The organism is Pseudogulbenkiania sp. AW2-16, assembly GCF_056824575.1.
Map to the genome: position 1 here is coordinate 1,909,018 of NZ_CP157668.1, position 25,694 is coordinate 1,934,711.

Below are 25,694 nucleotides of genomic sequence, written 5' to 3' on the forward strand. Positions count from 1 at the left end.
CCCTGTCCGGGGCTGGCGGGCCGTTTGTGTTCAACTGCCATAGGAGAAACAAATCATGACGAACAGGCAGAAAAGCGTACTGGCGGTGGTGGTGATGGCCTGGCTGGGCAGCGCTCCGGCCTGGGCCGACACGACGGCCCTGCCCAAGGTGCAGACCCAGGGCGAGGTGAGCTTCGTCAGCGGCGGCATCGGCGACGACGAGCTGGCGGCGATGCACGAGGCGCGCCGCGACTACAATCTGCAACTGCTGTTTGCCGCCAAGGGCAGCGGCGAGTACCTGTCGTCGGTCGCGGTGGTGGTCAAGAATGCCCACGGCGACACCGTGCTCGACACCGTCGCGGACGGGCCGCTGCTCTACGCCAAGCTGCCCCGTGGCCAGTATCAGGTCAGCGCCCGCTACCAGGAGCAGGCGCAGAGCCGCAAGGTACGGCTGGGCGGCGGCGCCACCAGCCTGTCGTTCTACTGGTAGTGCCACGGGCGTGACGCGGGGGGCGGCCTTGCCGTCCTCCAGCGGATACCGCCTCCTTCCTGTTTCCGGCCACTTGGATCCGTCGGGGCTCGCCTGAACCCCGGCGTGGCGCCAGGGGTGCCTTTTCATTGTCGACTGTATATCATGGCCGTCTTCTTTTTCACGACCCGCGCGGCCCGTCGTCGCGGCCGCGCGCGCCTCAGGAGACGCGCAATGACTCGACGCCTGCTCGTGCTGTATACCGGTGGCACCATCGGCATGGACCACACCCCGGACGGCCTGGCGCCGGTGCCCGGCCTGCTGCCGCGCCTGCTGGAACGTTTCCACAGCGCCGAGCTCGCCTTCGACGTGGTGGAATACCCCGAACTGATCGATTCGTCGGCGATCACGCCGGCGCACTGGAACCGCATCATCGGCGATATCGCCGACCGTTACGACGCCTACGATGGCTTCGTGGTGATCCACGGCACCGACACCATGGCCTACACCGCGTCGGTGCTGGCCTTCGCCTTGCAAGGCCTGGGCAAGCCGGTGGTGGTGACCGGCTCGCAACTGCCGCTGGTGCATCCGCGTTCGGACGGCTGGAGCAACCTGGCCGACGCGCTGGAAGCCGCCAGCCAACCCGACCTGTGCGAAGTGGCCATCGCCTTCGACCGCCTGCTGCTGCAGGGCTGTCGCGCGCGCAAGCTCGACGCCGCCAGCTTTGCCGGGTTCGATTCGCCCAACGCGCCGCCGCTGGCGCACTTCGGCATCAAGGCCGACTGGCAGCGCCAGCACTGGCGGGCGCAGCAGGGCGCATTCACGCCGGTCACGCTGCGCGAAGACGTCCGCGTGGCGGCGTTGTTCCTGACCCCGGGCGCCGGCACCGCGCTGATCGGGCAAACGTTGGCCGAAGCCCGGCTCGATGGCGCGGTGCTGATGAGCTATGGCAACGGCAACGCCCCGACCGATGCCGCGCTGCTCGCCGGCGTGGCCCAGGCCTCGGCGGCAGGGACGGTGGTCGTCAACATCAGCCAGGTGGTGCACGGCGCGGTCGAAGTGGGGGCCTACGCCGCCAGCCAACCGCTGGCGCGGGCCGGTGCCGTGGCCGGGGCCGACCTGACGCCGGAAGCCGCCGTCGCCAAGCTGACCGTATTGTGCTCGCAGGCGCTGTCGCCGGAACAACGGCGTGCGGCGATGCAGTGTGCGCTGGCGGGCGAGATGAGCGTGCAGCCGGGCTGACACCAAAGCCGCCGGCGAAAAAAGGCGCGCAAGTCCGCGCCTTTTTCTTGGGCGAGAGCGCCGTATCGTGGCCGTTGGCGAATCGTTGCGGGTGCCGGCCGGAACGGTGCGAGCACCCCGGAGTGCGAAGATCCCCTCGGCGCCGGCCCGGCTCTTGCGGCGGTGGGGACGGCACGGCGACGGGCACCGACCGGCCGCCAGGGCGCCGTGGCAACGCCAGCGACAGGGGATCGGGCCCTGTGCTGGCGGGGCTCGCCGGGGGCCTTCTGCCGCCCCTGCACCGGCAGGATTGACTAAAAAATGATCAGCCCATGCAAAAGCGTTCCCCGTCATGGGCTTAGCCCGCTTGTCCACAGCTCGCCCACAGCGCTGTCCCCGCAGTCTGTGAGAATTTCCGGATTATCCCCAAGCCGCCGTATAATGGCCGTTTAGCCCACTCTATTATGACGGCATACCCTCCGCCTCCCTTGCGTCTGGCCATCGTCGGCCCCGAGTCCTGCGGCAAGAGCACGCTGGCGCAGGCGCTGACGGCGAGCCTGAACGGGGCCGGTGTGGCGGCATGCTGCGTGGACGAATACGCCCGCGACTATTACGCCGAGCGTGTTTACGCGCCGACGCCGCACGACGTGCTGGCCATCGCGCGCGGCCAGCTGGCGCGCGAGGCCGAAGCGGCACGCCACGCCGAGGTGCTGGTGTGCGACAGCACGGCGCTGACCTGCGTGATCTGGGCCGAGGTGGCATTTGGCCGCGCGGCGCCCGAACTCGCGGCGCTCAACCGCCCGCGGGATTACGCGCTGACGCTGCTGGCCTGTCCCGACCTGCCGTGGCAGCCCGACCCGCTGCGCAGCCACCCGGATCAGCGCGACTGGCTGTGGGGCCTGTACCGCGCGGCGCTGGAACGAGCCGGCGTGGAGCCACGGCCGGTTCGCGGGCAGGGGACGGCCCGGCTTGAGGCGGCGCTGACGGCGATTCGCCAGGTCGGATTGCTTAAAATTTAAGCGGAACGAAAAATCCCCTTGCCGGCCAGCATCTTAGCGAAGCTATCCACAGTTCGCTCACAAGGCTGTCCCGGACGGTCGTGGATAGAGTTGGAAACTTGATTAAAAAATGGGCAGTCCAAAAAAGGACTGTCCGATGAAGGGCTTGCGTCACCTATCCACAGCTGGCTCACAGCCCTGTCCCTATCGAATGTGAAAAAATGAACGAAACCTTCTCATTGCGTGGTGAATACATCGCCCTGTGCGACCTGCTCAAGGCCTGTGCCGTGGCCCATAGCGGCGGCGCGGCCAAGCACATGATCGCCGAAGGGCTGGTGTCGGTGGACGGCCAGATCGAGCTGCGCAAGACCTGCAAGATCCGTCCCGGCCAGGTCGTCAGCGGCGACGGCTTCACGCTGCGCGTGGAGGCCGCCGATGCCTGACGACGACGTGTTCGATCCGATGCCGGAGGCGCCCATCGAACCGAGCGACGACATGTGCTGCGGCAGCGGCTGCGAGCCGTGTGTGTGGGACACCTACACCACCGAGCTGAACGACTACCGCCGCAAACTGGCCGAATGGCAGGTGCGCGAAGCGGCGCGCCAGGCCGGCGGCGACGGAGCCTGACATGGCCGACATCGATCTGCATTTCCACTCGTTGTTCTCCGACGGCGCGCTGTCGCCGGCCGAGGTGATCCGCCGCGGTGCCGAGCGCGGCGCCACCTTGTTGGCGCTGACCGACCACGACTGCACCGCCGGGCTGGCCGAAGCCGCCGCCACCGCGCGCGACTGCGGTGTGGCCTTCCTCAACGGCGTGGAAATCTCGGTCAGCTGGGGCAAGCACACCGTGCATATCGTCGGTCTCGGCATCGACCCGGACCACGACGCCCTGGCCGCCGGGCTGCAGGGCATCCGCGACGGGCGCATCAACCGCGCCCGCGCCATGGCCGAGTCGCTGGCCAAGGTCGGTATCGAGGGCGCCTTCGAGGGCGCCTCGGCGCTGTGCGACAACCTGGAAATGATCGGCCGCACCCACGTGGCGCGCTATCTGGTCAGCAGCGGCCACGTCAAGGACGTGCGCAGCGTGTTCCGCAAGTACCTGACCCCTGGCAAGCCGGGCTACGTGCCGCACGAATGGGCGAGCCTGGCCGATGCCGTGGGCTGGATCTGCAGCGCGGGCGGCATCGCGGTGATCGCCCATCCCGGCCGCTACGACATGGGGCGCACCCTGACCGAGCGGCTGATCTTCGACTTCAAGGATGCCGGCGGCGAAGCGATCGAGGTCGCCAGCGGCAGCCACAGCCTGGACGATCTGCACAAGTACGCCCTGATCGCCCAGCGCTACGACCTCCTGGCGAGTGCCGGCAGCGATTTCCATGCCCCCGGCGAGGGCGGCCGCGACGTCGGCCGCACCGACGATCTGCCGCCGATCTGCCGGCCGGTGTGGCAACGCCTGCTGGAAAACGGCCGCGTACTCGCCTGAACCCGACCCAACCGGAAACCTCATGGCCCAGTTCTTCGTGATCCACCCCGACAACCCGCAAGCCCGTCTGACCCGCGAGGCGGTGAAGATCCTGCGCGCGGGCGGGGTGATCGTCTACCCCACCGATTCCTGTTACGCGCTCGGCTGCCTGCTGGGCGACAAGGCGGCGATGGAGCGTATCCTCGACATCCGCCAGCTCGACCTCAAGCATCACCTGACACTGGTGTGCGCCGACCTCTCCGAGCTGTCCAACTACGCCCGCGTCGACAACAGCCAGTTCCGTCAGCTCAAGGCCGCCACGCCGGGCAGCTACACCTTCATCCTGCAGGCCACCAAGGAAGTGCCGCGCCGCACGCTGCACCCCAAGCGCGCCACCATCGGTCTCAGGGTGCCGGAGCACCCGGTGGCGCTGGCGCTGCTGGCCGAGCTGGGCGAGCCCATCCTGTCCTGTACCCTGTCCTTGCCGGGCGACAGCGAGGCGCTCACCGATCCTTATGAAATCCGTGAGCGGATGGAGCGTCAGGTCGACCTGGTGATCGACGGCGGCTGGTGCGGCACCGAGCCCACCACGGTGATCGACCTCACCGAGGGCGCCGAGCTGGTGCGCCGCGGCAAGGGCGACCCGGCGCTGTTCGGCTTCTGAGCGCGGGGATGTTTTTCACGCCCCCCGAGGCTTCGGCCAACCTGACGGCCGGAACGAAAGGGGGGGCCGCTACTCTCACTCATCAATCCCTCTTCGCGAGAAGGACCTCCTTTTAACACCATGGATTCCTACAACCTCATCCAGAAAATCGCCATCTACGCGCTGCCGGTGCTGCTGGCCATCACCCTGCACGAAGCGGCGCACGCCTACATGGCGCGGCGCTTCGGCGACAACACCGCCTACATGATGGGGCGCATGACGCTCAATCCCCTGAAGCACATCGACCCGGTCGGCACGGTGCTGCTGCCGCTGCTGGGGCTGGTCATCGGCGGCGTGCTGTTCGGCTGGGCCAAGCCGGTGCCGGTCAACTTCGGCGCGCTGAAGAACCGCCGCGTCGGCACGCGCTGGGTGGCGGCGGCCGGCCCGCTGGCCAATCTGGGCATGGCGCTGATGTGGGCGCTGCTGTTCAAGCTCGCGCTGAACGTCGACAGCTATTTCAGCGAGCCCCTGGCGCTGATGAGCCAGGTCGGCATCCAGATCAACATCGTGCTGATGGTGCTCAACCTGCTGCCGATCCTGCCGCTCGACGGCGGGCGCATCTTCGAGAGCCTGCTGCCGCCCGGCATGGCGTGGAAGTACGCGCGCCTTGAACCCTACGGCCTGTGGATCCTGCTAGCGCTGGTGTTCTCCGGTCTGCTGTCGCCGATCCTGCGGCCCTTCATCAACCTGATGTACTCGCTGCTGGGCGTGCTTCTGTAAGGCTTTGCTGGCAAAATCACGCCGAAGCGGCCGCGATCATTAGCCGATCACGGCCGGCACCGACTCCTTCCGGGGCGCGCTGCGGCACGCCCCCAACCCTAAATATCTGGAATGACGACCATGTTCGCAGACCGCGTTCTCTCCGGCATGCGCCCCACCGGCAAGCTGCACCTCGGCCATTACCATGGCGTGATCAAGAACTGGACCTCGCTGCAGAACGAGCACGAGTGCCTGTTCATGGTGGCCGACTGGCACGCGCTGACCACCAATTACGACGAAGTCGGCATCATCGAGAAGAGCATCTGGGACATGGTGATCGACTGGCTCGCCGCCGGCGTCGACCCGGAGAAGGCCACCATCTTCATCCAGTCCAAGGTGCCGCAGCACGCCGAACTGCACCTGGCGCTGTCCATGGTCACCCCGCTGGGCTGGCTCGAGCGCGTGCCGACCTACAAGGACCAGATCGACAAGCTGAGCCACAAGGACCTGACCACCTACGGCTTCCTCGGCTACCCGCTGCTGCAGGCCGCCGACATCCTGATCTACAAGGCCGGCCGCGTGCCGGTGGGCGAAGACCAGGTGCCGCACATCGAGCTGACGCGCGAAGTGGCGCGCCGCTTCAACCACCTCTACGGCCGCGAGCCGAATTTCGAGGAACTGGCCAAGGCCGCCGTGAAGAAGATGGGCAAGAGCGGCAAGGAGTTCGAGCAGCTGCGCGTGCGCTACCTGCAGGACGGCGACGGCGAAGCGCTGTTGAAGGCGCGCGAGCTGCTCGGCGCCAGCCAGAACCTCGGCGCGGTCGACGGCGAGCGCCTGCTCGGCTACCTGGAAAACAAGGGCAAGATCATCCTGCCGGAAGCGGAAGCGCTGCTGACCGAAGCCTCCAAGATGCCGGGGCTCGACGGCCAGAAGATGTCCAAGTCCTACGGCAACACCATCACCATGCGCGAAGAGCCGGCCGCGGTCAGCAAGAAGATCCGCGCCATGCCGACCGACCCGGCGCGCGTGCGCCGCACCGACGCGGGCGACCCGGCCAAGTGCCCGGTGTGGCAGCTGCACCAGGTCTACACCGACAGCGCCACGCGCGAGTGGGTGCAAGCCGGCTGTACCAGCGCCGGCATCGGCTGTCTGGAGTGCAAGCAGCCGGTGATCGAGGGCGTGCTGAAGGAGCAGCAGCCGATGTTCGAGCGCGCCCAGCAGTACCTCGACAACCCGCAGCTGGTGAAGGACATCGTCGCCGACGGCTGCTCCCGCGCCGGCAAGATCGCCCAGGACACCATGCGCGAGGTACGGGAAGCGATGGGGCTGGGCTACTGAGAGCCCATTTCATTAGGCAGCTACGCCTTTGCATCTTGAGAGTCGGCGGACTGCGTGCGCATCTTCGATGCGCTCAGTGATGCGGAATCCTCATGTACTGCGTGACCATTCCGGTTCCTGTGCTCCGGCGCCGCTCAACCTGCTTTGGCTCGCTTGCCTACTGAAACAGGCTCTAAGCTATAGCCTGTTGGCCGAAATAATCAGGCAAGGGCGGGGGGTTCCTCGCCCTTTTTATCTGTCCCCGCTAGGTAACCATGGACGTCCGCACGCCGAACGATACCCCTGCCGCTGACGGCGCATCCGCGTTCGAGCTGACCGCGCCGGCCCTGCCGTCCGGCATCCCGATCGCTCACGTCTTCGGCCAGCCGGTGCTGGAAGTGCCGCAGGACCTGTTCATCCCGCCCGATGCCTTGCAGGTGATCCTGGAGAGCTTCGAGGGTCCGCTCGATCTGCTGCTCTACCTGATCCGCAAGCAGAACCTCAACGTGCTCGACATCCCGATGGCGCCGATCACCGCGCAGTACATGGCCTATATCGACGCCATGCGGCGCGAGCAGTTCGAGCTGGCGGCCGAGTACCTGTTGATGGCGGCGCTGCTGATCGAGATCAAGTCGCGCCTGCTGCTGCCGCGTCCGCCCAAAGACGAGGAGGGCGAGCCGGACGACCCGCGCGCCGAACTGGTGCGACGGCTGCTGGAATACGAGCAGATGAAGCTCGCCGCGCTCGAGCTCGACAAGATGCCGCAGGCCGACCGCGACTTCGCCTGGCTGGCGGTGCTGATTGAGCAGGTGGCGGAAGAGCGCCTCCCCGAGGTGTGCGCGGTCGACCTGCGCCAGGCACTGGCTCGCCATCCTGTCGCGTGCGCGGAACACGCGCCACCACAAGGTGGAGAAGGACGAGCTGTCGGTACGCGCGCAGATGACCTGGATCCTGCGCTACCTGGAAGGGCGCGAGTACGTGGCGTTCGAGGAGCTGTTCGACCTGGCCCTGGGCGTGCCGCACCTGGTGGTCAACTTCATCGCGGTGCTGGAGCTGGTCAAGGAAGGGCTGGTCAAGGTCAGCCAGGATACCGCCTACCAGCCCATCTACGTGCGGCTGGCGCTTGTCTAACGGCCCACATTGTCATAGCGGTTATCTTTTTGTCAAAAAACCGTGTAAAATCCGCACCTTCCCGCGTTTTACCCTCTGGACTACACTGATTCATGTCCACCATTACCGACCTGAAGTACCTGAAGATCGTGCTCGAGACGGCGTTGTTGACGTCGGCCGAAGCGCTCTCGGTATCAGCCCTGAAAAAGCTGTTCACCGAAGACGTCAAGGCGGCACTGATCAACGATCTCCTGGCGGAGATCCAGCAGGACTGGCGGGGACGCGGGATCGAGCTGGTCAAGCTCGCTTCCGGCTGGCGCTTCCGCGCCCGGGCCGAGTTCACGCCGTACCTGGCGCGGCTCACCCCGGAAAAGCCGCCGCGCTACTCGCGCGCGGTGATGGAGACGCTGGCCATCGTCGCCTACCGCCAGCCGGTGACGCGTGGCGACATCGAAGCCATCCGCGGCGTCTCGGTGTCCACCAGCGTGATGCAGACGCTGCTGGAGCGCGGCTGGGTGGAGGTGATCGGGCACAAGGACGTGCCCGGCCGGCCGGGGCTGTACGCCACGACGCACAAGTTCCTCGATGATCTGGGACTGGTGTCGTTGCGCGATCTGCCGCCGCTGGCCGATCTTGGCACGCTGGTGTTGCCGGAAGTCCAGCCTGATAGCGTCGGCGAAGCCGACGCGGTGCCCCTCGACGACGAGGCGGACAACGTAATTGAACAGGAACGATGATGTCTAAAGGACAGCGTAATCACGCCCGCCAGCCGGTGGCGCGTGTCAAAGGCCGTGAAACCTCGCAACCGCGCCAGCCGGCGCCGGATCGTGGCGGTTTCGGTCAATCGAGAAGCGGCAAGCCGGGAGGCTCTTCGCTGATCAAAGCCGTCGGTGCTCCGGCATCCGGCAAGGCGCCCCAAGCCCGGGAGGGTCAGGGACGCAGCAAACCCGGCTTCGGCCAACGTGATCGCACGCCGCCGGGGCAGGCGCCGTTCGGCCGTCGCGACGAGCGCGGTCAGCAGGGCTTCGGCCGCGACGAGCGGCAGGAAGGCAAGCAGGGCTTCGGCCAGCGCGACCGCAACGCCGGCCGCGACGAGCGTCGGCCGTCCTTCGGCCGCGACGGTCAGGGCCAACAGGGCAAGCAGGGCTTCGGCCAGCGCGACCGCAACGCCGGCCGCGACGAGCGTCAGCCGTCCTTCGGCCGTGACGGTCAGGGTCAGCAGGGCAAGCAGGGCTTCGGCCAGCGCGACCGCAACGCTGGCCGCGACGAGCGTCAGCCGGCCATGGGGCAGGCCGGCCAGGGCGAGCCGCGCCGCGACTGGAACGAAGAGCGTCAGCCGGCGTCTCGCCAGCAGGACAAGCGCGCACCCAAGGTCGAGCGCGCCAAGAAGCTGCGCGTGCGCGACCCCAACCAGCAGATCCTCGACCGCGCCCAGCGCCTGCGCGACACCCGCGTCGACATGGAACAGATCGAGCCGGTGCGCCTGCAGAAGGCGCTGGCGGCGTCCGGCGTCGGCTCGCGCCGCGAGATGGAAGAGTGGATCGAGGCCGGGCTGATCCTGGTCAATGGCAAGAAAGCCACGCTGGGCGACCGCGTCGGCCCGCAGGACCGCGTCACCGCCAAGGGTAACCCGATCCGCCTGAAGTGGCCGGACCGCCTGCCGCGCGTGATCCTGTACCACAAGCAGGAAGGTGAGCTGGTCACCCGCGACGACCCGGAAGGCCGCGTCACCATCTTCGACCGTCTGCCGCAGGCCAAGAGCAGCCGCTGGGTGGCGGTTGGGCGTCTGGACGTCAATACCAGCGGTCTGCTGATCGTCACCACCAGTGGTGAACTGGCCAACCGCCTGATGCACCCGAGCTTCGAAGCCGAGCGCGAGTACGCGGTGCGCGTACTGGGTCAGCTCGAGCCGGAACAGATGAAGGAAATGACGCGCGGCATCGAGCTGGAAGACGGCCCGGCGCATTTCCAGCGCATCGTCGAGCAGGGCGGCGAGGGCGTCAACCACTGGTACCGCGTGGTGATCAAGGAAGGCCGCAACCGCGAAGTGCGCCGCATATTCGAACACTTCGGCCTCACCGTGAGCCGCCTGATCCGCGTGCGCTTCGGCAACATCGGCCTGCCGGCCCGCCTCAAGCGCGGCCAGTTCTACGAGCTCAACTCGGCCGAAGTGGCGGCGGTGATGAAGTGGTCGGACCTGACGGTGACCGGCCGCGCCAAATCCCGCTAAGAGCGGGGGCATAAATCTGCTGCGCATCCCCATCCCGGCCCTGTGATGCTCGCCGTACCATCTGTACGGCTGTGCTTCTCGAACCGGCCTGGGGTTGCTCACGACGATTTCTCCCTCCCGCTCCGGTTTCGCCAATGAGCCACTAGTATGACTTGAAAGCCCGCCTCCAAGGCCCTATCGTTGGGTGTTGGAGGTTTTTTATTGCCTCCGTTGCACCCATCGAATCAGGAAAGACCCTACGGCATGAGCAAGGCGTTTACCAAGGAAGACGACGGCGAGCACGATGACGACCTGCCGCCAGAACAGCGTCTGCCGGCGGCGACCAAGAACTACCTGACGCCGCAAGGCTGGCAGCGGCTGAAGAACGAGCTCTACCACCTGGTGCACCGCGAGCGGCCGGAGATGGTCAACGTGGTGAACTGGGCCGCCAGCAACGGCGACCGCTCGGAGAACGGCGATTATCTCTACGGCAAGCGCCGCCTCCGCGAGATCGACCGGCGCATCCGCTTTCTCACCAAGCGCCTGGAAATCGCCGAAGTGGTGGACCCGGAAACGCGCGAGGCGACCGACCAGATCTTCTTCAGCGCCACCGTGCTGATCCTGCGTGGCGATGGTTCGGAGCAGCTGCTGCGTATCGTCGGCGTCGACGAAATCGATCTGCCGCGCGGCCACATCAGCTGGATTTCGCCCATCGCGCGCTGCCTGATCAAGGCGCGCGAAGGCGACGAGGTGGTGTTTCGCGGCCCGGACGGAGAGGAAACCATCGAGGTGCTGGAAGTGCGCTACGAGCGCATCGACTGAGCGCGGGCAACCCCGTATCACCGCTTCGGCCAACCTTGTGAGGTTGGCCGAAGCGCTTTGCGGCACGGTTCAGGCGGCTGGGCGCAGGTAGACGCGGGTGGCGACGATGTCCGCCTCCGCCGCCAGGGCGGCCTGCAAAGCCGGCAGGGCCGCGCTGTCGGCGGCCGGCAGCAGCAGCACGGCATGGATGCCGTCCGGCGCGTAGTGCAATTGCAGCGTCTCGCTGTCGAGCAGCGGGCGTCCCAGGGCGCGGTTCAGGCGCGCTTCCAGCTCCGGGCGCATCGGCAGCTCGTAACGCACCGGCGCGTGGCTCAGGTCGGAGTCGACGTGCACCGTGACGTTGAGCACCGGGTGCGCCGCCAGCACGCGCTGGCGCGCCAATGCCGCGATCTGGTGACCTTCCGACACGCTGATGCTGGGCGGCACCACGATGTGCACGTCCACCAGGGCGAGGTCACCCATGCGCCGCATGCGCATGTCGTGGACTTCCACCACCCCCGGCACGGCGGCGATCTCGGCGCGGATCGCCTGCTGTTCCTCGGCCGACACCGCGCGGTCGGTGAGGTCGCCGAACGCCTCGCTGCTGAACTCCCAGCCGGTGCGGCTGATCATGAAGCCCACCAGTGCCGCCGCCAGCGGGTCGAGGAAGGTCCAGCCCGCCATGTTGCCGATGATGCCCACCGCCACCACCAGCGACGAGGCGGCGTCGGAACGGGCGTGCCAGGCGTTGGCGATGAGCAGGCTGGAGCCGACGCGCTTGGCGATCGCCAGCATGTAACGGAACAGCAGCTCCTTGGCCAACAGGCTGCCCAGCGCCACGTACAGTGCCAGCGGCTTGACCTGCGGCAGGGCGTGGGGGTCGAGGAACTTGCCGGCGGCGTTCCACAGCATGCCGAGCCCCACCGCCAGCAGCAGCACGCCCAGCACCAGCGAGGCGGCGTTCTCGTAGCGGCGATGGCCGTAGTGATGGTCCTCGTCCTCCGGCTTGGCGCTGTGGTGGTTGGCGAGCAGCACCACGAAGTCCGCCAGCAGGTCCGACAGCGAGTGCATGGCATCGGCCACCAGCGCCGAGGAATGGGCGAACAGGCCGGCCGCGAGCTGGGCCAGCGTCAGCAGCAGGTTGACACCCACGCTGACCCAGGTGCTGCGCTGGACGGCCTGGTTGCGGGCGCCGGCATCGCCGGCTTCATGAGATTCCTGATAGTGCATGAGAAATGGCTAAACCCACGGGTATGTCGTTGGCAGGAGGATACCGCAAAAAAACAGCCACACGCTTCCCGGACGCATGGCTGCCTGCTGCGAGCCCGGCTTCAGCGCGGAATGCGCACCTGATGCTCGTCGAAGTTGCCCTGTTCCGCGCCGCGATGGCACGCCATGCAGTTGGCCGCGCTGCCCACCGATTGGCGCCGGAACACGTCCGCCCGCACTTCCTCGTGCCAGTCGGCAAAGCGCGCGGTGTCGGTGATGCGGGTGACGATGCGCTCGCCCGGCGCGGCCTTGGCCGGCCGGGTGTCGCGGTCGCTCGAGGCATACAGCAGAAACTGGCGGATTTCCGCCTCGGTGCCCTTGTCGAGCGAGGCGTTGCTGCCGAAATGGTGCGGCAGATTGTCCATCAGGGCATTCCACGAGCGGCCGGGCAGCAAGCCCGGCGGGTAGGCCATATGGCAGCTGCCGCACTCGGTTTTCCACGCCGCGTTGACCTTGGCCGGCATGGCCAGACGGCGTCCTTCATGTTCCTCGGCGTGGGTGGTGCCGGCCAGCAGCAGGGAAGCGGCAATGAGGGAAGCGAGATAGCGCATGTTCGTCTCCTAGCGCAGGGTAGTCAGGAAGGTGAGGAAGTCGCCCTTTTCCAGCGGGGTGCAGGCGCGCGACAGCACGTCGTCGCAGTTGCGGCGGAACCATTTTTCCACCTTGGCCGGGTCGCGGAAGCGCTCCGGATTGACCGCGCTGGCCATCGGCCCGATCTTGCGGAAGCTCGGCGTCATGCCGCTGCGGCGCGGGTCGTCCGAGTGGCAGCTGGCGCAGCTGATCGCCTTGCCATCCTTGGTGTTGCGGCGGAAGTAGAGTTCCTTGCCGCGTTCAGCGGAAAAGCCGCTGAACCCCGGCGCGGCCTGGCGCGCTTCCGCGGCGTAGCCCTGCAATAGCTCGGCAGGAGAGGAGGCGGCCTGGGCCAGGGGGGCGAGGCTGGCGGCCAGCAACAGCAGGAAGAGACGGGACATGGGCAGACTCCGGCAAGCAGGAAGAGCTTCCAGCCTAGGCGCGGAGCATTAAGTTGCGCTTAAAACCCTGTCGATTCAATGGTTAATGTCGACTTAAGCGTTCCGCCTTAGCGTATCAGGGTCACATGGCGGAGAAGCATCATGAATCCCTTCAATCGTTTGCGCTTGTTGCACTGGCTGGTCGCGGCCTTCTTCCTGTTCGGCTACCTGAGCGGCGACGACGGTGGCTTGCTGCACGTCTGGCTGGGTTACGGTCTGATCGCGGTGCTGCTGCTGCGCTTGCTGGCCCATCTCTCGAAAATCCGCGGCTTTCCGCCGTTGCTGCCGACTGCCGGCCAGTGGCAGGCGCGAGGTGTTCCGTTGCTGGGCAAGCTCTTGACGGTGCTGCTGTTGAGTGGCGCCGTGCTGACCGGGGGATCGGGCCTGATGATGGTCGACAACGCCCGGGTGCTGGGGCTGCCTGCGGCGCAGACGGCTGACGCCGCCATGGCGAGTGCGGATGGTGAGGAAGGCGAGGCGAGCGATAGCGCCAAGGAGGTGCACGAGGCTTCGGCCAACCTCACCCTGCTGCTGGCGGGGCTGCACGTCGCCTACCTGCTGTGTTATCGCCGCCACATGGTGCTGACCATGATCCGGGGACAGGCGCGCCGCTCGCGTGCCTGAGAAAGCCGGCCGCCGTATGTCGCCGGCCGTTCTGGCCGGCTGCCGTGTGGGGAGGGGGCGTGGCGCCCGGCCGCTCCCGCCGCGCGGCGCGGTGTGTGCTACTTGGCGTGGCTCGCCAGGAGCAGGTTGACGTCGAGCCAGCCCTGGTGGGCATCCTTGCCGGCGCCGGCAAACGCCGTCAGCAGCAGCTTCGCCTGCTCGCGGTACAACGACTCCTCCAGCTTGCGCCCCTCTGCCGTCAGCGTCAGCTCCTTCACCCGCTTGTCGTGCTCCGCGGCACGCGCTTCCACCAGCCCCATCTCCATCAGCTGGCGCAGCGGGATGTTGATCGCCTGCTTGGTCACGCCCAGCGCCGCCAGCAGCGCCTTGACGCTCAGCCCCGGCGTGTGAGCCACGAAGAACAGGATACGGTGGTGCACCCGCGCCAGGCCGCGGCGCGCCAGCATCTCGTCGGGTTTGGCGGTGAATGCCATGTAGGCGTGGAAGAAGGCCTCCATCGAGGCGCGCAGGTCGGGGGAAACGGGCGTGTCGGGCATGTTGACGAGGGCCTGGTGCAGGCGTAAATTGGGTCAAAAAAATTGACATTTATAAGTCCAGCCACTACGAGGGTAGCATGTTTTCTGAACGCATCGAACGACTCAGCGGCTCGCTGATCCGCGAAATCCTCGCCGCCGCCCAGCGCCCCGAGGTGATTTCCTTCGCCGGCGGCCTGCCGGCTTCCAGCTGCCTGCCGGCGCTGGACTTTCCCGACGTGCCGCCGTCGCTGGCCCAATACGGCACCAGCGAGGGCGAACCGGAGCTGCGCGAGCAGATTGCCAAGGACGTGGCGCGCATCGGTCTGAGCTGCGACGCGTCGCAGGTGCTGGTGCTGTCCGGCTCGCAGCAGGCGCTCGACCTCGCCGCCAAGCTGTTCGTCGATCCGGGCACCCCGGTGATCACCGAAGGTCCGACCTACCTCGCCGCGCTGCAGGTGTTCCGTCTGTTCGGCGCGCAGTTCCACACCGTGGAGCAGCAGGACGGCCAGTTGCCGGCCGCCACGCTGCAGGCCGCTATCGCCGACAGCAAGGCCAAGCTCGCCTACCTGATCCCCACCTTCCAGAACCCGTCCGGCGCCTGCTACAGCGTCGAGACGCGCCAGGCGCTGGCGCGCGTGCTGGACGACGCCCACCTGCCGGTGATCGAGGACGATCCCTACCGCGCGCTGTCCTACGACGGCGACGCACCGGCTCCGCTGGTCACGCACTTGAAGAGCGCGCCGTGGATCTACTGCGGTTCGTTCTCCAAGACGCTGGCGCCGGGCCTGCGCATTGGCTACCTGATCGCTTCCAAGGAACTGATGCCGCATCTGCTCAAGCTGAAACAGGCGGTCGATCTGCATTCCAACCGTCTGGGCCAGTGGTTCATCGCACAGTGGCTGAAGAGCGGTGATTACCCCGCTCATCTCAAGCGTCTGCAGCAGAACTACAAGGTCGGCCGTGATGCGATGCAAGCCGCACTGGAGCGCCACTTCGCCGATCTGGCCGACTGGCAGGTGCCGCAAGGGGGCCTGTTCTTCTGGCTGACGTTGAAGAACAAGCGCGACACTCGCACCTTCCTCAAGCCGGCGCTGGAACAGCACAACGTCGCCTTCATGCCGGGCGAGGCGTTCTACGCCGATCCGGACACCGGCATCGGTCATCTGCGGCTCAACTTCAGCCATGCCACCCCGGAACGCATCGAAGAAGGCATCGCACGTCTGGCCGGCCTGATCCGCGCGGGTTGACGCCGGCGAGACAAGTCAGGGCAGGGGAAGGGGGCAAGCCACCGTCCTTCCCCGCCCGATGGAAAAGCAAAAAGCCTGACGGGGCATTCCGGTCAGGCTTTTTCGTCTTTGGCGTCTTCGCTCAGAGCCTGTTTACGATCTCGCGAGCTAGAGCGAGACAAGGCAAAAACGGCTGAGGAAGCGGAGCTTACACGTGGTAAATGAGCATTCCGGAGACGGTTTCAACGCCGTATCGCCGACGCGCAGCAGATCGTAAAACAGGTTCTCAGGCCGGCTGTGCGTCTTCTTCCAGCATGGTGACGCCCGGCAGGCCGGAACGGAACACCGCCTGCTGCAGCGTGGTGACCGCCTTGCGGCGGAAGTACTGCTTGCGCGTCACCAGCATCACGCGCCGTTGTGGCGCCGGCAGGCTGAACGGCACCACCGACAGCAGGGCATCGTCGGCCGGGCTGACCGAGGTGGCCGGCAGCACCGTCACCCCCATGCCGCTCGCCACCATGTGGCGGATGGTGTTGAGCGAGCTGCCCTGCAGGGTGCTGGCCAGGCTGCCGGACTGGTGCTGGCGCGTGGCCAGCTCGCTGCACGACTGCAGCACCTGGTCGCGGAAGCAGTTGCCCTGGTTGAGCAGCAACACGCTTTCCTCCGCCAACTGGCTGGGGCGCACCATCGGCTGTTTCTCCCACGGATGCCCCTTCGGCGTGGCCACCACGAACGGCTCGTCGTAGAGCGGGTAGGCCACGGTGCCGGGCTCCTCGAACGGGTCGGCCACGATGATGGCGTCGACTTCGCCGCGCTTGAGCATCTCGGCCAGACGCGCCGTGTAGTTCTCCTCGAGAATCAGCGGCATGTCCGGGGCCAGGATGCGCAGCGCCGGGATCAGCTTGGGCAGCAGGTAAGGGCTGATGGTGAAGATCACCCCCAGCTTGAGCGGCCCCACCAGCTCGTTCTGGTGTTCGCCGGCCAGTCGCTTCACCGTCTCCGCTTCTTCCAGCACGCGCTGGGCCTGCTCGATCACGCGCTCGCCGATATCGGTCACCGCCACCTCGGGGCCGCCGCGTTCGAACAGGGTGATGCCCAGTTCGTCCTCCAGCTTCTTGATGGCGATCGACAGCGTCGGCTGGCTGACATAGCAGCTCTGGGCCGCGCGGCCGAAGTGGCGCTCGCGCGCCACCGCCACGATGTAACGCAGTTCGGTCAGCGTCATGGCTTAGCGTTCGTGCTCCGGCAACACGATGTTGACCTCCAGCACCTCGAAGTTGTCCTGGCGCTCGAGGTTGACCTTGATGTCGTCCAGGTTGACCGCCACGTAGCGCGAGATCACCTCCATCAGCTCGCGCTGCAATGCCGGTAGGTAGTCCGGGGCGCCGGCACGGCCGTTGCGCTCGTGAGCCAGGATGATCTGCAGGCGCTCACGCGCCACCTCGGCCGATTTCTTGCGCTTGCTGCCGAACAAAATGTCCATCAGCGACATGGCTTAGCCTCCGAACAGTCGTTTGAGGAGCCCAACCTTCGGGACGTCGAGGAAACGCATCGGGCGATCCTCGCCGAGGAAGCGCGACACCACGTCGGCGTAGGCCTCGGAGGCATCGGTCCCCTTGAGGTGGATGGCCGGCGTGCCCGAGTTGGAAGCCTGCAGCACCACCTGCGATTCCGGGATCACCCCCAAGAGCGACACGCGCAGGATTTCCTTGACGTCGTCGACCGACAACATCTCGCCCTTTTCCACGCGGCTCGGCGAATAGCGCGTGATCAGCAGGTGTTCCTTGACCGGTTCACGGCCCTCGATGGCACGGCGCGACTTGGACGACAGGATGCCGAGGATGCGGTCGGAGTCGCGCACCGACGACACTTCCGGGTTGGTCACGATCAGCGCCTCGTCGGCGAAGTAGAGCGCCATCAGCGCGCCCTTCTCGATGCCGGCCGGCGAATCGCAGACGATGAAGTCGAAGTTCATCGTGGCCAGCTCGTTCAGCACCTTTTCCACGCCTTCTTCGGTCAGCGCATCCTTGTCGCGGGTCTGCGAGGCCGGCAGCACGTACAGGTTGTCGCAGTTCTTGTCCTTGATCAGCGCCTGGTTCAGCGTGGCCTCGTTGTTGACCACGTTGATCAGGTCGTACACCACGCGCCGCTCGCAGCCCATGATCAGGTCGAGGTTTCTGAGACCGACGTCGAAATCGATGACCACGGTCTTGTGGCCGCGCAGGGCCAGCCCGGAAGCGAAGCTGGCGCTGGTGGTGGTCTTGCCGACGCCGCCCTTGCCGGATGTCACGACGATGATTTTTGCCACGATGATTCCCTTGAATTAACCAGTGATGGAGTGTTCGTTATTCGCCGAGCGCGGTGATCACCAGGCGCTCGTTCTCGAGGAAGACCTGAGCCGGCTTGCCGCGGATGCTGTCGGGCAACGCCTGCTCGATGGTTCGATAGACGCCGGCGATCGACACCAGTTCAGCTTCCATGCATTGCGTGAAGATGCGCGCCGCAGTATTGCCGCGCGCGCCGGCCAGGGCGCGGCCGCGCAGCGGGGCGTAGACGTGGATGTTGCCGTCGGCGATCACTTCGGCACCGGCGCTGACCATCGCCAGCACCACCAGATCGCCGCCCTTGGCATAGATCTGCTGGCCGGCCCGGACCGGGCGGTCGATGATCATCGTCGGGGCGCTGGCGAGGCCCTCCGGCGCCGCCGGTGCCTCGTTGGCCGCCGGCTTGCTGGCGATCACCTGGCCGGTGACGTGGGCCAGGCCGAAGCGGTGTGCCAGCGCCTCGAGTGCCGGGTCCGGGTGGCGCAGCGCCACGGCGCGGAAGCCGTAGTGGCCGAGCAGGGACAGCACGTGGTCGAGGGCGAGGTCGGCGGGGTTGTCGAGCGCGGCCACGTCGAGCACCACGGCTTCGGCGGCGGAAGGTTTGGCGCGGTTGCCGAAGCGGCTTTCCAGTGCCAGGGTCAGCTCGTCGAGATGGTTGCTGCGCAGTACGAAGGCCAGCACGTCGAGGCTGGCCGATTTGATGTCGTAGGTGTTCGCCGTCTGGCTCATGTCGCTGTAATAATACCTAAAGATAGATTTCTTCTATGAAGGCGAGTGTACTGGCTTGCGGCGGGGCTTTCAATGAAAGTCGCACGCTCTGGCGGGTGTGCTGCCGTCATGGATTTGTAATGCTCACGTGTTGTGATACTGTCATGCCCTCATGCCCCGCTGCCGGGGTTTTTTGCCGTCTGGAGTGTTGCAAAAAACCCAACAGATTAGGGGCTTAGTAGATTGTGCAATGCAACAAACAGGTTGACCGGAAGGCAGGCTTTGGTTAAAGTGCAATTGCTGCATCGCACAATGCGACAGAGGTACAGGGTTTGTTGCTGTTGTCGCTGGGTTACTTCCCAACTATTCAGGAGTCATTATGTTTACTACTACTCAAGAACTGACCGCTCTTGGACAGGCGCAATTCGATAAAGCTGTACGCCTGTCTTCCCTCTTGCTGGGCAGCGCCGAGCGTTTCGCCGCTCTGCAGTTCGACCTGAGCCGCAAGGTGCTGGCCGAAAACGCCCAGCTGTTCAAGACCCTGGTCGACATCAAGGATCCGAAGGCTCTGGTCGAGCTGCCGGCAGGTCTGGCTCAGCCGGCCCTGGACAAGGCCTTCGTTGCCGCCCGCAGCGTGTACGACGCCGCGGTGACCACCCAGGGCGAACTGACCGCCTTCGTCGAAGAGCAGGTTGCCGAGTCCAACAAGGCCGTGCTGTCCACCATCGACAAGCTGGCCAAGAACGCTCCGGCCGGTTCCGATGTTGCCGTCAGCGCGCTGAAAAACTTCGTGACCTCGTCCAACGCCGCCTTCGAAAGCGTGTCGCAGACCGCTAAGAAAGTCGGCAGCGAACTAGCCGAAGCCGGTGTGCAGGCTGCGACCAAGTCCGCCAAGGTCGCTTCCGCTGCCGTTGCCAAGAAGGCCTGATCGGGCTGGCACCGCTCCGAAGCAAAAAAACCCGCCGCAAGGCGGGTTTTTGATTTTGACAAACCCCTTTCGCGCAGCGGAAGGGGTTTGTCGTGTAAACGGGAAGGCTGTGGAGGCAATAACGTATCGGGAGCGGTCCGGCTTTGCCGGGTCCGGTAGCGTCTCGACAGGATACGTTGGCAGCAGCCTGGAAACCCGCCGCAAGGCGGGTTTTTTTATGGGCGTGGCTGGCTGAGGGAGTCGAAGATGGCCTGCAGGGCGAGACCCTGGCCCAGTGCCAGCTCGATCAGCTGGGCCAGGATCAGGGCGTAGTGGCTTTGCTGGTAGGCGGGCAGGGCAAAGTGTGCCAGCAATTGCCAGGGATCGTGTGCTTCCTGCTGCGGCGGGTGCTGCGCCAGGTAGAGCCGGGACAGTTGCAACAGGTTGGCGGCCAGCTCCTTTTGCTGGCTGAAGAAATGGTTCCAGTCCGGTGGGCGCGGCGTTTCGCCGGGGGCGGTCCAGCCCGCCTGCAGCAGCAAGCCGAAGGCGTAACTCAGCGCCTCGAATACCGTAGCCACGAAATGGCCGCTGCCGGCGGGGCCGCAGTGCAGCCAGGCACCCGGCAAGGGCGCCAGCGCATCCAGCACCGGCACGGCACCGTCCAGCGCGCGGTCCGAGCCGCCCACGAACAGGGCGAAGCCTTGCTGCACTCCCGGGGCTTGCCAGTTGGCCGCCACGTCGACGTAGCCCAGCCCGAACTCCCGGCAGTGCCGTTCCCGGGCGGCACAGCTGTCCGGGGTGGCGCGCTTCAGGTCCAGCAGCACGCCGCCGTACTGCAGCGCCTGCCAGTCGGCGGCAAAAGCGTCGGAAGCCGGCGGGGAGGGGAAGGGCTCGGCCGGCAAGCCGAACCCCTGCGCCGTCAGGCGGCGTCGAATCCATTCGAGGTAGGGCTCGTTACCGAGCGTGATGATTTGCATGCTTCTCAAGACGTCAGGGGCGCGGAGTCGAGGGTCTGCATGAGGCACGGGATGAACCAGCCCAGTGCCCTGTCAGGTTGTGGCTCCTTGCCGTCTTCGACGCGTTTCACGATCAGTTACCCATTATCCACGTAGGGCTGGGCCAGCGAAAGCGACAAATAGCCGGCGCCGAGTCCCTTTAGCTATAACTGCCACTTGCCGGCGAGAGAGAGGGTGGTGGTGAGCGCATCCTGTCTTTCGCGCCGCAACGACGAGCGTGCCAGCCGCTGCGCGAAGTATCGCCTGGCGCCGTCATGGCGGATGGCGTGCGACGGGGACGGTTCGGGATGCTGCGCCAGCGGGGGTATCGTTGTCGGCCGCGCAGCGGTATGGGTGTCACCGGCACGTTGGCCGAAGCGGCCAGCGGAAACAACAAAGCCGGCGAATCGCCGGCTTGCTGGTCGTTCAGAGGAGGGCTCAGCCTTCCTGCTTGTAACGCTCGATGCCTTCCACCAGTTCCTTGGTGGCGTCTTCGCGCGTGCCCCAGCCCTGGATCTTCACCCACTTGCCCGGCTCCAGGTCCTTGTAGTGCTGGAAGAAGTGCACCATCTGGTTGCGCAACAGTTCCGGCAGGTCTTCCAGTTGCTGGATCGACTTGTACATCGGGCACAGCTTCTCGACCGGCACGGCCACCAGCTTGGCGTCCACGCCGCCATCGTCTTCCATCTTGATCAGACCCAGCGCACGGCAGCGCACCAGCACGCCCGGCGGCAGCGGGAACGGGGTCACCACCAGCACGTCCACCGGATCGCCGTCGCCGGCGAGCGTTTGCGGCACGAAACCGTAGTTGGCCGGGTAGAACATCGAGGTGCCCATGAAACGGTCAACGCAGATGGCGCCGGAGTCCTTGTCGAACTCGTACTTGATCGGGGCGCTGTTGGCGGAGATTTCGATCACCACGTTGATGTCGTTGGGCATGTCCTTGCCGGGGGCGATGCGGTCGAGATTCATCTGGGAGGTCCTTTGGTTGAGCGTTGAACACATTTGCCGAATTATCCCGCGATTATAACAGCAAGCCGTCGTCGCTTGCGGGGCGCCAAGGTATAATCCAACGCTTCTTTTTGCTACAAGCGGGACGCCACACCATGCTGGACAAGCTGATCATCGAATTCGACAAGGGGGTGCGTACCCTGTTTGCCCCGGCCGCCAGCGCCCGTCCGCACCCGGATGCCGGCATGCCCGAAGCCGAGATGAGCGAGCAGGAAAAGCGCCACGCGCTGGGCCTGATGCGTGTCAACCACTGTGGCGAGGTGTGCGCCCAGGCCTTGTACCAGGGGCAGGCGCTGACCGCGCGCAACGAGGCCGCGCGCGAGGCGCTCAAGCATGCCGCCTTCGAGGAAGTGGAGCACCTGGCCTGGACCGAGAGCCGCATCCGCGAGCTGGGCGGCCATCCCAGCGTGTTCAACCCGCTGTGGTACACCGGCTCGCTGGCCATCGGTGTCGCCGCCGGGCTGTTGGGCGACAAGTGGAACCTGGGCTTTCTGGAAGAGACCGAATACCAGGTCGAGGCGCATCTGAACGGCCACCTGAAAGACCTGCCGGAACAGGATGAGAAGAGCCGCGCCATCGTCAAGCAGATGCGCGACGACGAAGTGCGCCACGCCGAGATGGCGCACGAGCACGGCGCCGCCAAGCTGCCCTTGCCGGTGCGCGGCCTGATGAAGCTGACCTCCAAGGTGATGACCTCGGCCAGCTACCGGCTGTGATCTTGTCGTAACGGCAAGGAAAAACGGGCTGCTCAGGCAGCCCGTTTTACGTGGCGCGGCCGGGATTCAGAAGAACAGCAGCGTCACCAGCAGGAACACCGGGATCAGGATGGCCAGCGACCAGCCAATGTAACCGAAGAACGACGGCATCGCCACGCCGCGCTCCTCGGCGATGGCCTTGACCATGAAGTTGGGGGCGTTGCCGATATAGCTGTTGGCCCCCATGAACACCGCGCCGGCCGAGATCGCGGTCAGTGTCGGTGCCAGCGTGGTCATCAGCTGGCCGGGCTCGCCGCCGGCGAGGTTGAAGAACACCAGATAGGTCGGTGCGTTGTCGAGGAAGCTCGACAGCGCGCCGGTCAGCCAGAAGTAGGCCGGGTTGAGCGGCGCGCCACTGCCGTCGTTGACCATGGCCACCAGATTGCCGAAGGCCCCGGCCGAGCCGGCCTTGAGCATCGCCAGTACCGGGATCATAGTGACGAAGATGCCGGCGAACAGCTTGGCCACCTCCAGCATCGGCCCCCAGTTGAAGGCGTTGGCGGCGCGGCAGCGACCCGGCGTCAGCGCCAGCGACAGCGCCGCGATCCCCAACAGCAGCACGTCGCGCACCACGCTCTGCAGCTCGATCTCCAGGCCGCCGATGGTCCAGTTGATACCCGGCTTCCAGGTGCCGGACACCAACACCGCGCCGACGATCGCACCCAGCAGCAACAGGTTGATGCTGCCTTCCAGGCGCAGCTTCGAATCCGGGGTCGGGTCCGCCAGCGGCGGCAGGTTTTCTTCCTTGTGGTAGTAGTGGCGGTCGAGCAGGTAGAACAGCACCAGCAGGATCGCGCTGGCGAAGGCCATCAGCGGCAGCAGGTGCCGCAGGGTCCAGCCGAAGCTGACGCCCTTGAGGAAGCCCAGGAACAGCGGCGGGTCGCCCAGCGGCGTGAGCGAGCCGCCGATGTTGGCGACCAGGAAGATGAAAAACACCACGACGTGGGTTTTGTGGCGGCGGTTGTCGTTGGCGCGCAAGAGCGGGCGGATCAGCAGCATCGAGGCACCGGTGGTGCCGGTGAAGCTGGCCAGCACGGTGCCAATCCCGAGGAGCGTGGTATTGACCAGCGGCGAGCCGTGCAGGTTGCCGCGCAGGTAGATGCCGCCCGCCACGGTGAACAGCGCCACCAGCAGGATGATGAACGGCAGATATTCCAGCAGCAGCGTGTGCAAGAGTTCATGGCCGGTGGCGCCGCTACCGTGCTGCAGCGCGAACGGCACGACGAACAGCAGCGCCCAGCCGGCGGCGATCTTGCCGAAGTGGTGGTGCCACAGGCCCGGGGCCAGCAGCGGCAGGATGGCGATCGACAGCAGCAGGCCGGCGAACGGCACGGCCCAGAGCGTGGTGAGCTCGGCGCCGTTGACGCCGGCGTGGGCCACGAGCGGCAGCGTCCCCAGCAGCCAGGCCAGCGCCCCTCTGCGGAAGAGGAGTGAGAGCATGGAGAGTGTCCCCTGTATGGTTATGGCGTTGTTCTGGAAAAAGAGCGCCAGTGTAACAGGGCAAACGGGGGGGATGAAAAGTTGGGGATTTTCCGGAGTGGATGGCGGGAACCCGTCTCGCCAGAGGCGAGTGCGGCATGATGGGGAGGGGGAAATCCGAAGCCGGAAAAGCAAAAAGCACCAGCGCGTGCTGGTGCTTCTTGTGGAATCCTGGCGTCTCCACGGGGAATCGAACCCCGGTTACCGCCGTGAAAGGGCGATGTCCTAACCGCTAGACGATGGAGACAGCTGGCGCACCCGGAGCGATTCGAACGCCCGACCCTCTGGTTCGTAGCCAGATACTCTATCCAACTGAGCTACGGGTGCGTTGTTGGCGTCCCCACGGGGAATCGAACCCCGGTTACCGCCGTGAAAGGGCGATGTCCTAACCGCTAGACGATGGAGACGCTGCTGGCGCACCCGGAGCGATTCGAACGCCCGACCCTCTGGTTCGTAGCCAGATACTCTATCCAACTGAGCTACGGGTGCGCTGTTTCTCTTCAGACGCTGGCGTCTTTCGAGAGAGGCGGATTCTATAGAGGCTGTTTCCGACTGTCAAGCGTCGTTGGGCATTTTGTGTGCGAGCCAGTACAATGAACGCAGCCCCATGCCGCGCCGATTCCCCTATGACCTCCTGTTTCGCGCAAGTCGATTGCAACAATTTCTACGCTGCCTGCGAGCGGGTGTTCAACCCGGCGCTGGCTGGCCGGCCCGTGGTCGTGTTGTCCAACAACGACGGTTGCGTGGTGTCGCGTTCGGCCGAGGCGAAGCGGCTTGGCGTGCCGATGGGGGCACCGTACTTCACGCTCAAGGGGCAGCTGGAGCGGCAGGGCGTGGCGGTGTTTTCCTCCAACTACGCCTTGTACGGCGACCTCTCCAACCGCGCGATGCGGCTCCTGGCCGGTTACGCGCGGGCGCAGGAGGTCTATTCGATTGACGAGTGCTTCCTCGACCTGAGTGGCGAAGCCGAGCCGCTGAGGCTGGCGCGGCGCCTGCGCGACGCGCTGTTGCAGGGGCTCGGGTTACCGGCCTGCGTCGGCCTTGGCCCGTCCAAGACCCTGGCCAAGCTCGCCAACCACCTGGCCAAGCAGGAGGCGGCCCTGGAAGGGGTGCTCGACCTGGGCTCGCTCGACGCAACGGCGCTGTTGCAGCGGCTGGAGCCGGTGGCGGTGGAGGAGGTATGGGGCATCGGCCGTCGTCTCGGCGAGCGGCTGCGCCCGGCGGGGATCGGCAGTGCGCGGCAGTTGGCCGAAACCGAGCGCGGCTGGCTGCAGCGGCGCTTCGGGCTGGTGACGGCGCGCATCGCCGACGAGCTGCGCGGCGTCTCTTGCCTGGCGCTGGAGTCGCTGCTGGAGCCGCGCCGTTCGGTGATGTCGACGCGCTCGTTCGGGCGCAAGGTGACGGCGCTGGCCGAGTTGCAGGAGGCGGCGGCGATGCATGCCAGCCGCGTCGCCGAGCGTCTGCGCCGTCAGGGTTCGCTGGCGCATTTCCTGCGCGTGGGGATACGCTCCGGCGTACCGGGCTGGGGGCGGGGGGGCGATGCCAGCGAAACCGTGGCGCTGTTGCCGCCGTCCAACGATAGCCGGGTGTTGGCACGCGCGGCGCAGCAGGCCGTGGCACGCTTGTGGCAGCGCGGCGTGCGTTATCACAAGGCCGGGGTGATGGCGTTCGAGCTGGTCGACGCGGGGCAGGTGCAGGCCGATCTCTTTGCCGGCGATCCGCTCGACGCCAAGAGCGCGCGCCTGATGCAGGCCATGGACGCCATCAACCAGCGCATGGGGCGCGGCACCGTGCGCTTGTTGGCCGAAGGCACGAAGCAGCCCTGGCGCATGAAGCAAGACCATCTTTCTCCCTGTTACACCACCCGCTGGGACGATATCCCGGTGGTGAAAGCGAATTGAGC

The 25,694-nt window shown here is 66.1% G+C and carries 28 protein-coding genes, 4 tRNA genes and 1 pseudogene; 18 read left to right on the forward strand and 15 right to left on the reverse strand.

Annotation, left to right across the window (positions count from 1 at the left end):
• Window positions 1–55 precede the first annotated feature (55 nt).
• From ABKF58_RS09290 to greB, 13 genes and pseudogenes are all read left to right on the forward strand, one after another.
• Window positions 56–469 carry a hypothetical protein gene (locus tag ABKF58_RS09290; protein WP_008954930.1) on the forward strand — a complete coding sequence of 138 codons (414 nt, stop codon included), beginning with the start codon at window positions 56–58 and terminating at the stop codon, window positions 467–469.
• Between the two features lie 213 nt (window positions 470–682).
• Complete coding sequence (locus tag ABKF58_RS09295) at window positions 683–1,690, forward strand: asparaginase (protein ID WP_482584214.1); 1,008 nt, start codon at window positions 683–685, stop codon at window positions 1,688–1,690.
• Between the two features lie 443 nt (window positions 1,691–2,133).
• Entirely contained in the window at window positions 2,134–2,688 is a 555-nt protein-coding gene (locus ABKF58_RS09300; RefSeq protein WP_482584215.1) for an AAA family ATPase, read from the forward strand.
• 200 nt (window positions 2,689–2,888) lie between these two features.
• The gene (locus ABKF58_RS09305; protein ID WP_008954933.1) at window positions 2,889–3,110 is read left to right on the forward strand and encodes an RNA-binding S4 domain-containing protein; all 222 of its coding nucleotides are present in this window, start codon (window positions 2,889–2,891) and stop codon (window positions 3,108–3,110) included.
• Window positions 3,103–3,294 carry an oxidoreductase-like domain-containing protein gene (locus ABKF58_RS09310; RefSeq protein ID WP_014088205.1) on the forward strand — a complete coding sequence of 64 codons (192 nt, stop codon included), beginning with the start codon at window positions 3,103–3,105 and terminating at the stop codon, window positions 3,292–3,294. The genes ABKF58_RS09305 and ABKF58_RS09310 overlap by 8 nt, the downstream gene beginning before the upstream one ends.
• A 1-nt stretch (window position 3,295) precedes the next feature.
• A complete protein-coding gene (locus tag ABKF58_RS09315) occupies window positions 3,296–4,150 on the forward strand; it encodes a 3',5'-nucleoside bisphosphate phosphatase (protein WP_482584216.1) in 855 nt (284 codons plus the stop codon).
• Window positions 4,151–4,172: 22 nt separating this feature from the next.
• The gene (locus tag ABKF58_RS09320; RefSeq protein WP_482584217.1) at window positions 4,173–4,793 is read left to right on the forward strand and encodes an L-threonylcarbamoyladenylate synthase; all 621 of its coding nucleotides are present in this window, start codon (window positions 4,173–4,175) and stop codon (window positions 4,791–4,793) included.
• Between the two features lie 120 nt (window positions 4,794–4,913).
• On the forward strand, window positions 4,914–5,552 hold the full coding sequence (locus ABKF58_RS09325; RefSeq protein WP_008954937.1) for a site-2 protease family protein: 639 nt from the start codon (window positions 4,914–4,916) through the stop codon (window positions 5,550–5,552).
• 120 nt (window positions 5,553–5,672) lie between these two features.
• Window positions 5,673–6,869 (forward strand): tryptophan--tRNA ligase, encoded by a 1,197-nt coding sequence (locus ABKF58_RS09330; RefSeq protein ID WP_482584218.1) that lies wholly within the window; start codon window positions 5,673–5,675, stop codon window positions 6,867–6,869.
• A 254-nt stretch (window positions 6,870–7,123) separates the two neighbouring features.
• A pseudogene (locus ABKF58_RS09335) lies at window positions 7,124–7,979 on the forward strand (segregation and condensation protein A).
• 92 nt (window positions 7,980–8,071) lie between these two features.
• Entirely contained in the window at window positions 8,072–8,695 is a 624-nt protein-coding gene (gene scpB / locus ABKF58_RS09340; protein WP_008954940.1) for an SMC-Scp complex subunit ScpB, read from the forward strand.
• Between the two features lie 545 nt (window positions 8,696–9,240).
• On the forward strand, window positions 9,241–10,188 hold the full coding sequence (gene rluB, locus ABKF58_RS09345; protein ID WP_294865529.1) for a 23S rRNA pseudouridine(2605) synthase RluB: 948 nt from the start codon (window positions 9,241–9,243) through the stop codon (window positions 10,186–10,188).
• Between the two features lie 243 nt (window positions 10,189–10,431).
• The gene (gene greB / locus ABKF58_RS09350) at window positions 10,432–10,989 is read left to right on the forward strand and encodes a transcription elongation factor GreB (protein WP_294865364.1); all 558 of its coding nucleotides are present in this window, start codon (window positions 10,432–10,434) and stop codon (window positions 10,987–10,989) included.
• Between the two features lie 69 nt (window positions 10,990–11,058).
• On the opposite strand, the gene ABKF58_RS09355 is transcribed toward greB, so the two are convergent.
• The 3 genes from ABKF58_RS09355 to ABKF58_RS09365 form a co-directional block, all read right to left on the reverse strand.
• A complete protein-coding gene (locus ABKF58_RS09355) occupies window positions 11,059–12,198 on the reverse strand; it encodes a cation diffusion facilitator family transporter (RefSeq protein WP_482584219.1) in 1,140 nt (379 codons plus the stop codon).
• A 101-nt stretch (window positions 12,199–12,299) separates the two neighbouring features.
• Window positions 12,300–12,788, reverse strand: a complete 489-nt coding sequence (locus tag ABKF58_RS09360; protein WP_482584220.1) for a diheme cytochrome c — start codon at window positions 12,786–12,788, stop codon at window positions 12,300–12,302.
• Between the two features lie 9 nt (window positions 12,789–12,797).
• Window positions 12,798–13,208, reverse strand: coding sequence for a DUF1924 domain-containing protein (locus tag ABKF58_RS09365; RefSeq protein ID WP_482584221.1), 411 nt, complete (start codon window positions 13,206–13,208; stop codon window positions 12,798–12,800).
• Window positions 13,209–13,349: 141 nt separating this feature from the next.
• On the opposite strand from ABKF58_RS09365, the gene ABKF58_RS09370 reads away from it, so the two are divergent.
• Window positions 13,350–13,871, forward strand: a complete 522-nt coding sequence (locus ABKF58_RS09370; RefSeq protein ID WP_482584222.1) for a cytochrome b/b6 domain-containing protein — start codon at window positions 13,350–13,352, stop codon at window positions 13,869–13,871.
• Window positions 13,872–13,969: 98 nt separating this feature from the next.
• On the opposite strand, the gene ABKF58_RS09375 is transcribed toward ABKF58_RS09370, so the two are convergent.
• Window positions 13,970–14,407 carry a MarR family winged helix-turn-helix transcriptional regulator gene (locus tag ABKF58_RS09375; protein WP_008954947.1) on the reverse strand — a complete coding sequence of 146 codons (438 nt, stop codon included), beginning with the start codon at window positions 14,405–14,407 and terminating at the stop codon, window positions 13,970–13,972.
• Window positions 14,408–14,484: 77 nt separating this feature from the next.
• On the opposite strand from ABKF58_RS09375, the gene ABKF58_RS09380 reads away from it, so the two are divergent.
• On the forward strand, window positions 14,485–15,633 hold the full coding sequence (locus ABKF58_RS09380) for an aminotransferase-like domain-containing protein (RefSeq protein WP_482584223.1): 1,149 nt from the start codon (window positions 14,485–14,487) through the stop codon (window positions 15,631–15,633).
• Between the two features lie 265 nt (window positions 15,634–15,898).
• On the opposite strand, the gene ABKF58_RS09385 is transcribed toward ABKF58_RS09380, so the two are convergent.
• The 4 genes from ABKF58_RS09385 to minC are packed head-to-tail and all read right to left on the reverse strand — an operon-like array spanning window position 15,899 to window position 18,665.
• Complete coding sequence (locus ABKF58_RS09385) at window positions 15,899–16,837, reverse strand: LysR substrate-binding domain-containing protein (RefSeq protein WP_014088193.1); 939 nt, start codon at window positions 16,835–16,837, stop codon at window positions 15,899–15,901.
• A 3-nt stretch (window positions 16,838–16,840) separates the two neighbouring features.
• The gene (gene minE / locus ABKF58_RS09390; RefSeq protein WP_008954950.1) at window positions 16,841–17,104 is read right to left on the reverse strand and encodes a cell division topological specificity factor MinE; all 264 of its coding nucleotides are present in this window, start codon (window positions 17,102–17,104) and stop codon (window positions 16,841–16,843) included.
• 3 nt (window positions 17,105–17,107) lie between these two features.
• Complete coding sequence (minD, locus tag ABKF58_RS09395) at window positions 17,108–17,920, reverse strand: septum site-determining protein MinD (RefSeq protein WP_482584224.1); 813 nt, start codon at window positions 17,918–17,920, stop codon at window positions 17,108–17,110.
• Window positions 17,921–17,957: 37 nt separating this feature from the next.
• Complete coding sequence (gene minC / locus ABKF58_RS09400; protein WP_482584225.1) at window positions 17,958–18,665, reverse strand: septum site-determining protein MinC; 708 nt, start codon at window positions 18,663–18,665, stop codon at window positions 17,958–17,960.
• Window positions 18,666–19,023: 358 nt separating this feature from the next.
• Here minC and ABKF58_RS09405 point away from each other — a divergent pair, with 358 nt between their 5' ends.
• Window positions 19,024–19,572 (forward strand): phasin family protein, encoded by a 549-nt coding sequence (locus ABKF58_RS09405; protein ID WP_008954953.1) that lies wholly within the window; start codon window positions 19,024–19,026, stop codon window positions 19,570–19,572.
• 215 nt (window positions 19,573–19,787) lie between these two features.
• Here the strand turns inward: ABKF58_RS09405 and ABKF58_RS09410 are convergent, their stop codons facing one another.
• Window positions 19,788–20,528: a 6-phosphogluconate dehydrogenase gene (locus tag ABKF58_RS09410; protein WP_482584226.1), complete on the reverse strand. Its 741-nt coding sequence runs from the start codon at window positions 20,526–20,528 to the stop codon at window positions 19,788–19,790.
• A gap of 456 nt (window positions 20,529–20,984) precedes the next feature.
• A complete protein-coding gene (ppa, locus tag ABKF58_RS09415) occupies window positions 20,985–21,518 on the reverse strand; it encodes an inorganic diphosphatase (protein ID WP_008954955.1) in 534 nt (177 codons plus the stop codon).
• Between the two features lie 134 nt (window positions 21,519–21,652).
• Here ppa and coq7 point away from each other — a divergent pair, with 134 nt between their 5' ends.
• Entirely contained in the window at window positions 21,653–22,273 is a 621-nt protein-coding gene (gene coq7, locus ABKF58_RS09420; protein WP_294865383.1) for a 2-polyprenyl-3-methyl-6-methoxy-1,4-benzoquinone monooxygenase, read from the forward strand.
• A gap of 66 nt (window positions 22,274–22,339) precedes the next feature.
• Here coq7 and ABKF58_RS09425 read toward each other — a convergent pair whose 3' ends face one another.
• The 5 genes from ABKF58_RS09425 to ABKF58_RS09445 all read right to left on the reverse strand — a co-directional run bounded on the left by ABKF58_RS09425 (window position 22,340) and on the right by ABKF58_RS09445 (window position 24,280).
• On the reverse strand, window positions 22,340–23,752 hold the full coding sequence (locus tag ABKF58_RS09425) for a sodium:proton antiporter (RefSeq protein WP_482584227.1): 1,413 nt from the start codon (window positions 23,750–23,752) through the stop codon (window positions 22,340–22,342).
• A gap of 211 nt (window positions 23,753–23,963) precedes the next feature.
• Window positions 23,964–24,038 (reverse strand) — tRNA-Glu (locus ABKF58_RS09430).
• 3 nt (window positions 24,039–24,041) lie between these two features.
• Window positions 24,042–24,118, reverse strand: a tRNA-Arg gene (locus tag ABKF58_RS09435).
• Between the two features lie 5 nt (window positions 24,119–24,123).
• Window positions 24,124–24,198 (reverse strand) — tRNA-Glu (locus ABKF58_RS09440).
• Window positions 24,199–24,203: 5 nt separating this feature from the next.
• Window positions 24,204–24,280, reverse strand: a tRNA-Arg gene (locus ABKF58_RS09445).
• 137 nt (window positions 24,281–24,417) lie between these two features.
• Here ABKF58_RS09445 and ABKF58_RS09450 point away from each other — a divergent pair.
• Window positions 24,418–25,692 (forward strand): Y-family DNA polymerase, encoded by a 1,275-nt coding sequence (locus tag ABKF58_RS09450; RefSeq protein ID WP_482584228.1) that lies wholly within the window; start codon window positions 24,418–24,420, stop codon window positions 25,690–25,692.
• Window positions 25,693–25,694 lie beyond the last annotated feature (2 nt).

Bases quoted from the DNA above. Each gene is read 5' to 3' on its own strand.
- ABKF58_RS09290 (WP_008954930.1), top strand. From the start codon at position 56: ATGACGAACAGGCAGAAAAGCGTACTGGCGGTGGTGGTGATGGCCTGG.
- ABKF58_RS09295 (WP_482584214.1), top strand. From the start codon at position 683: ATGACTCGACGCCTGCTCGTGCTGTATACCGGTGGCACCATCGGCATG.
- ABKF58_RS09300 (WP_482584215.1), top strand. From the start codon at position 2,134: ATGACGGCATACCCTCCGCCTCCCTTGCGTCTGGCCATCGTCGGCCCC.
- ABKF58_RS09305 (WP_008954933.1), top strand. From the start codon at position 2,889: ATGAACGAAACCTTCTCATTGCGTGGTGAATACATCGCCCTGTGCGAC.
- ABKF58_RS09310 (WP_014088205.1), top strand. From the start codon at position 3,103: ATGCCTGACGACGACGTGTTCGATCCGATGCCGGAGGCGCCCATCGAA.
- ABKF58_RS09315 (WP_482584216.1), top strand. From the start codon at position 3,296: ATGGCCGACATCGATCTGCATTTCCACTCGTTGTTCTCCGACGGCGCG.
- ABKF58_RS09320 (WP_482584217.1), top strand. From the start codon at position 4,173: ATGGCCCAGTTCTTCGTGATCCACCCCGACAACCCGCAAGCCCGTCTG.
- ABKF58_RS09325 (WP_008954937.1), top strand. From the start codon at position 4,914: ATGGATTCCTACAACCTCATCCAGAAAATCGCCATCTACGCGCTGCCG.
- ABKF58_RS09330 (WP_482584218.1), top strand. From the start codon at position 5,673: ATGTTCGCAGACCGCGTTCTCTCCGGCATGCGCCCCACCGGCAAGCTG.
- scpB (WP_008954940.1), top strand. From the start codon at position 8,072: ATGTCCACCATTACCGACCTGAAGTACCTGAAGATCGTGCTCGAGACG.
- rluB (WP_294865529.1), top strand. From the start codon at position 9,241: ATGGGGCAGGCCGGCCAGGGCGAGCCGCGCCGCGACTGGAACGAAGAG.
- greB (WP_294865364.1), top strand. From the start codon at position 10,432: ATGAGCAAGGCGTTTACCAAGGAAGACGACGGCGAGCACGATGACGAC.
- ABKF58_RS09355 (WP_482584219.1), bottom strand. From the start codon at position 12,198: ATGCACTATCAGGAATCTCATGAAGCCGGCGATGCCGGCGCCCGCAAC.
- ABKF58_RS09360 (WP_482584220.1), bottom strand. From the start codon at position 12,788: ATGCGCTATCTCGCTTCCCTCATTGCCGCTTCCCTGCTGCTGGCCGGC.
- ABKF58_RS09365 (WP_482584221.1), bottom strand. From the start codon at position 13,208: ATGTCCCGTCTCTTCCTGCTGTTGCTGGCCGCCAGCCTCGCCCCCCTG.
- ABKF58_RS09370 (WP_482584222.1), top strand. From the start codon at position 13,350: ATGAATCCCTTCAATCGTTTGCGCTTGTTGCACTGGCTGGTCGCGGCC.
- ABKF58_RS09375 (WP_008954947.1), bottom strand. From the start codon at position 14,407: ATGCCCGACACGCCCGTTTCCCCCGACCTGCGCGCCTCGATGGAGGCC.
- ABKF58_RS09380 (WP_482584223.1), top strand. From the start codon at position 14,485: ATGTTTTCTGAACGCATCGAACGACTCAGCGGCTCGCTGATCCGCGAA.
- ABKF58_RS09385 (WP_014088193.1), bottom strand. From the start codon at position 16,837: ATGACGCTGACCGAACTGCGTTACATCGTGGCGGTGGCGCGCGAGCGC.
- minE (WP_008954950.1), bottom strand. From the start codon at position 17,104: ATGTCGCTGATGGACATTTTGTTCGGCAGCAAGCGCAAGAAATCGGCC.
- minC (WP_482584225.1), bottom strand. From the start codon at position 18,665: ATGAGCCAGACGGCGAACACCTACGACATCAAATCGGCCAGCCTCGAC.
- ABKF58_RS09405 (WP_008954953.1), top strand. From the start codon at position 19,024: ATGTTTACTACTACTCAAGAACTGACCGCTCTTGGACAGGCGCAATTC.
- ABKF58_RS09410 (WP_482584226.1), bottom strand. From the start codon at position 20,528: ATGCAAATCATCACGCTCGGTAACGAGCCCTACCTCGAATGGATTCGA.
- ppa (WP_008954955.1), bottom strand. From the start codon at position 21,518: ATGAATCTCGACCGCATCGCCCCCGGCAAGGACATGCCCAACGACATC.
- coq7 (WP_294865383.1), top strand. From the start codon at position 21,653: ATGCTGGACAAGCTGATCATCGAATTCGACAAGGGGGTGCGTACCCTG.
- ABKF58_RS09425 (WP_482584227.1), bottom strand. From the start codon at position 23,752: ATGCTCTCACTCCTCTTCCGCAGAGGGGCGCTGGCCTGGCTGCTGGGG.
- ABKF58_RS09450 (WP_482584228.1), top strand. From the start codon at position 24,418: ATGACCTCCTGTTTCGCGCAAGTCGATTGCAACAATTTCTACGCTGCC.